The sequence below is a fragment of the Aquiflexum sp. genome (assembly GCF_041751335.1).
Taxonomy (GTDB): Bacteria; Bacteroidota; Bacteroidia; order Cytophagales; family Cyclobacteriaceae; genus Aquiflexum.
The window spans coordinates 1-4,452 of the sequence record NZ_JBGSXS010000382.1; the positions used below are offsets into that span (position 1 = coordinate 1).

3 protein-coding genes and 1 pseudogene are annotated in these 4,452 nt (G+C 41.3%); 2 read left to right on the top strand and 2 right to left on the bottom strand.

Annotation, left to right across the window (positions count from 1 at the left end):
• Positions 1–426: 426 nt before the first annotated feature.
• Positions 427–1,302 (bottom strand): LysR family transcriptional regulator, encoded by an 876-nt coding sequence (locus ACEW8U_RS20395; protein ID WP_373523897.1) that lies wholly within the window; start codon positions 1,300–1,302, stop codon positions 427–429.
• 86 nt (positions 1,303–1,388) lie between these two features.
• On the bottom strand, positions 1,389–1,955 hold the full coding sequence (locus tag ACEW8U_RS20400) for an ORF6N domain-containing protein (RefSeq protein ID WP_373523898.1): 567 nt from the start codon (positions 1,953–1,955) through the stop codon (positions 1,389–1,391).
• Positions 1,956–2,292: 337 nt separating this feature from the next.
• Here ACEW8U_RS20400 and hutH point away from each other — a divergent pair, with 337 nt between their 5' ends.
• Both hutH and ACEW8U_RS20410 read left to right on the top strand, forming a co-directional pair.
• Positions 2,293–3,864, top strand: coding sequence for a histidine ammonia-lyase (hutH, locus tag ACEW8U_RS20405; protein ID WP_373523899.1), 1,572 nt, complete (start codon positions 2,293–2,295; stop codon positions 3,862–3,864).
• Between the two features lie 133 nt (positions 3,865–3,997).
• A pseudogene (locus ACEW8U_RS20410) lies at positions 3,998–4,452 on the top strand (imidazolonepropionase); the annotation flags it as partial.

Here is a 4,452-nt window from a genome sequence, read left to right on the forward strand (position 1 = left end):
GATTAATTTCTCCAAAATATTGTGAAAACAAAATGGCATTATTTGAAATTTCAACCTTGATATTGGGGTTGTCTGTTGAATTTTGTTCTTTGCAAGAAAACAAACTTAAAAGAACAATAAAGCATGAAAATGTATATATTATCTTCATAATATAAATTTATCTGAATTTTAAACCTAATGATTTAATTGAAAAAATCAAAACCCTATATGCCTTATAAGAAATCTAAAATTGATGAACTTTTGCTAAATTTTGTCATGAATGACAAATCTAAATAATGGAAAAAGAGATAATCTTGAAAATAAATTTTGATTCATTGAAAAAATCCATTTTAGCTCTTAATTCAGGTGAAAAGAAGGAATTGGGTCTCCAATATTTCGCCGCAGGCATATTTCTACCATATTTCAATTTATTTCACGAAGTATATTTCACTTCAATAACCCCAAAATCTTCCCTAAAGCCGGATTCCTGTTCCCCTTCTTCCATACCGCATAAAGCTCGGTTTTTTGTTTGATTTTATCCAGTATAATAAACTTCACTTTCAGATCATAACCCTGTTGCAGGGATGTTGGCACAATGGCGACTCCCAATCCAGCCTCCACCAATTTGAAAATGGTCAATGCATGGACAGACTTATGGGTGATTTTGGGTGAAAAACCTCTGTCCTCACAAATAGACATGATCTTATCATAATAGATGGAAGAATAATCATGGGAAAAAAGAATAAAGTTTTCTTCCTTCAATTGCCCTACATGTTTAAATCCATGTTCTGCCAAATGGTGGTCTAGGCGCAATACTACAGAAAAGGTATCCTGATGCACCATTTTCATCTGAAGAACCTCAGGAACCCGTGCCAGCCTCACAAAACCCAAATCCAATTTGTCCTTTTCCAGCATTTCTACCTGCAAAGTATTGCTGAGTTCCTCCATGGTAGTTTGGATACCCGGGAATTGTCGGGAGATTTTTACAAGGAGTTCAGGCAGGACTGTATGGGCAGCAGAACCCAGGAAACCTATTCTTAACTCCCCAATGTTTCCTATTGCAATTTCCTTGAGTTGGGATTTGGTAAGCTCGATGTGATTGAAGATATAGTCCACCTCAGATTTAAGGTAATGGCCTGCTGCAGTCAATTCCACATGCCGTTTGGTCCGCTCAAAAAGCTGTACCTCCAGGATTTCCTCCATCTGTTTGATCTGCCGGCTGAGACCGGGTTGGGAGATAAACAAGCGCTCAGCTGCGCGTCCAAAGTTCAGTTCTTCGGCAACGGCACGGAAGTATTCAAGGTGTCGGAGTTCAATTGTCATAATGGGTTCCCGCGAAGGCGCAGAGGCGCAAAGAAAATAAGTTTTGATATTATAATGATTATAACAGAACCATTAAAACACATTCCTTACTTTCTAAAGCCAATTGCTTTCCGTTCTGTCAAGGAAGGTCTAACCAACTCTTCGATAATCTGGTAAATATTTCTGATATGCTCATTATGTTCACTTTGGTTTTGACTGAGCTCATCAATTTTTTTAATCAAACCTTGATAATTAGCTGCCCATTCACGCATTTTCACAAAAACCCTCATAATGGAAATATTTACCTGAATGGCAGTTTTACTGTTGAGTACAGAAGATAGCATAGCTACTCCTTGCTCGGTGAATACATACGGAAGATATTTTCTATGCCTTCCACGATCATTCTTTAAGGTCACAATTTGTGACCTTAAAGAATGATCGTCATTTTGTTCTTCGATCGTTAATTGTAAATCCTCCCATTCTTCATTAGAAAGCTGAAACATAAAGTCCTCCGGAAATCTGTCCATATTCCTTTTTACCGCCTGATTTAGCACTTTAGTTTCCACTTCGTACATTTCAGCTAAATCGCTATCCATCATTACTTTTTGATTTCTGATCAAATAAATCGATCTGGTAATCCGCTCTTGAATGATTAAATCTGATGAATTTTGCATATTATCCCTGTTTAAAAAAACCAACCTTTTTACTTATCAAAATTGAATTACAATTTAAACACCAAGAGTCCCCCATTCAAATTATTGCAGTAAAATATCCGTTTAATTATTATAACTTAAAGTTATTAATAATTGATAAAATTGGTATTTATAATTATCAGTAATGTTGTCTATTTTTGGAAGGAAAGAGAGCAGGGGATTCTATCGTTGCGATCGCTGCGTGTTTCCCGCTGCGACGTTGCGTGAACTTTCTTTTTTTCACGCGGCGAATGCAAAGAGTTGACGCAGCTATCACAGCAAATAGTAACAAAAAATTTACCCAAAAGAAGAGAACCAAATGATCAATATATTCAATTACGGGCAAGAAAACCTCACTGCTTCCATTGCTCTTGGAATTGCAAAAGGTGAAATACAGGGAATTCTGACAAAGGAAACCCGTGCCAAAGTGCAGGCCAGTGCTGCGGCAGTCGAAAAGATCGTAGCAAACGGCAAACCTGTCTATGGCATCAATACAGGTTTCGGACCGCTTTGCACCACGATGATCTCTCCTGACCAAACCCGGAAACTCCAGGAAAACATCCTGAAAAGTCATGCGGTAGGTGTAGGCGAACCCATTTCAATAGAAATTTCCAAACTGATGCTTATCCTGAAAGTCCATGCATTGGCTAAGGGTTTCTCCGGAATTCATGAGGATACCTTGGACAGGATGCTGTGGCATATTATGCAAGATGCCATTCCGGTTGTTCCCAAACAAGGTTCTGTGGGTGCGTCAGGAGATTTAGCCCCGCTTTCCCATTTGTTTTTGCCCTTGATCGGATTGGGCAGGGTTCATTATCAAGGAGAAATCATTCCCACTGCCAGATTGTTCCAAGACTTTCAGCTTAAGCCCATTCACTTGGGCCCGAAAGAAGGATTGGCATTGATCAATGGTACTCAGTTTATGGCTGCTTTTGGGGTCAAAGTTCTTGAAAGGTTTTACAACATCTTAGCCCACGCAGACATTACAGGAGCCATGATGTTAGAGGGGCTTCTGGGTTCGGTCAAGCCATTTTCAGCCGAACTCCACCAACTCCGTCCTTATGCCGGCAATCAGCATGTAGCCCAGACTATTCTCAACCTGCTCCATGAATCAGAAATTGTGCATTCCCATGCAACTTGTGCAAGGGTTCAGGATCCGTATTCTTTGCGGTGCATGCCACAAGTCCACGGAGCTTCCAGAAATGCTTGGTTGCATCTCAAACAAACCTTGGAGATAGAGATCAATTCCGTCACCGACAACCCAGTAGTTTTCGACGAAAACCACACCATTAGCGGAGGTAATTTCCATGGGCAACCCATAGCCATGCCTTTGGATTATACCTGTCTGGCTGCCTCCGAAATCGGTAATATTTCTGACAGAAGGATTTACCTTTCTTTGGAGGGAGATACACCTGGAGTTCCCAAGTTGCTGTTGAAAGAAACAGGGTTAAATTCCGGATTTATGATTCCCCAATATACCACAGCAGCCTTGGCCAGTGAAAATAAGGGGCTTTGTTTCCCTTCCTCCGCAGACAGTATTCCAACTTCCCTTGGTCAGGAAGACCATGTGAGTATGGGAAGTATTGGTGCAAGAAAAGCCCTACAGGTAATAGAGAATGTAGAAAAAATACTAGGAGTAGAACTCTTCTGTGCCGCCCAAGCGGTGGATTTCCATGCGCCATTAAAGTCAGGAAAGATCATGACAGCACTTTACGAACATGTGCGCACCAAAATCAAACATGTCACCGAAGATCAGATTATGTATGAAGATATGGAAACCGCTATTGAGATAATCCGAAGCGGGGAATTGCTTACCTTAGCCAGAGAAGTTGCTGAGAAAGAAGGATTGCAGCTTGAGACTTCCTGGTCGGGGGAGTTTGATCGATTTTAGTTAGTTCATTCGCCGCGGCGAATGGACTATATTAGCAGCAGTCTTCAGACTGCATCTATCCAGTCTGAAGACTGGTAGGATAGTGGTCCATTCGCCGCGGCGAATTGAACCACATAAACAAACAAACACCAACATGCCAACCATAAATCACACCCTTATCGGCCCCATACGCCAAGCCCTCACCATGTCAGGTCTCCCTTTAAAAGGTGCCTTAAAGGACAGCCAACTCGATGTCATCTCTGAAGCAGGTATCCTGATCAAAAATGATAAAATCCATCAAATTGGAAGCTATTGGGATATATTTCCGGAAGCACAGTCCATTGGTGCGGAAATGGTGACTTTAAAGGGAGACTTTGTTGCCATTCCTGGTTTGATTGACTGCCATACGCATATCTGTTTTGGAGGCAGCCGTGCCCAAGATTATGCCTTACGCAATGCTGGCAAAATCTATCTAGAAATCGCCAAGTCAGGTGGCGGCATCTGGCACACAGTTGCCAAAACCAGAAAAGCCAGTTTGGAGAAACTTGCTCAGCTGACTGTCCAACGTGCCAATAGACACCTAAAAGATGGCATCACGACCATTGAAGT

What these genes read in the sequence shown, in the direction of transcription:
- ACEW8U_RS20395 (WP_373523897.1), bottom strand. Translation starts at nt 1,302, where the DNA reads ATGACAATTGAACTCCGACACCTTGAATACTTCCGTGCCGTTGCCGAA.
- ACEW8U_RS20400 (WP_373523898.1), bottom strand. Translation starts at nt 1,955, where the DNA reads ATGCAAAATTCATCAGATTTAATCATTCAAGAGCGGATTACCAGATCG.
- hutH (WP_373523899.1), top strand. Translation starts at nt 2,293, where the DNA reads ATGATCAATATATTCAATTACGGGCAAGAAAACCTCACTGCTTCCATT.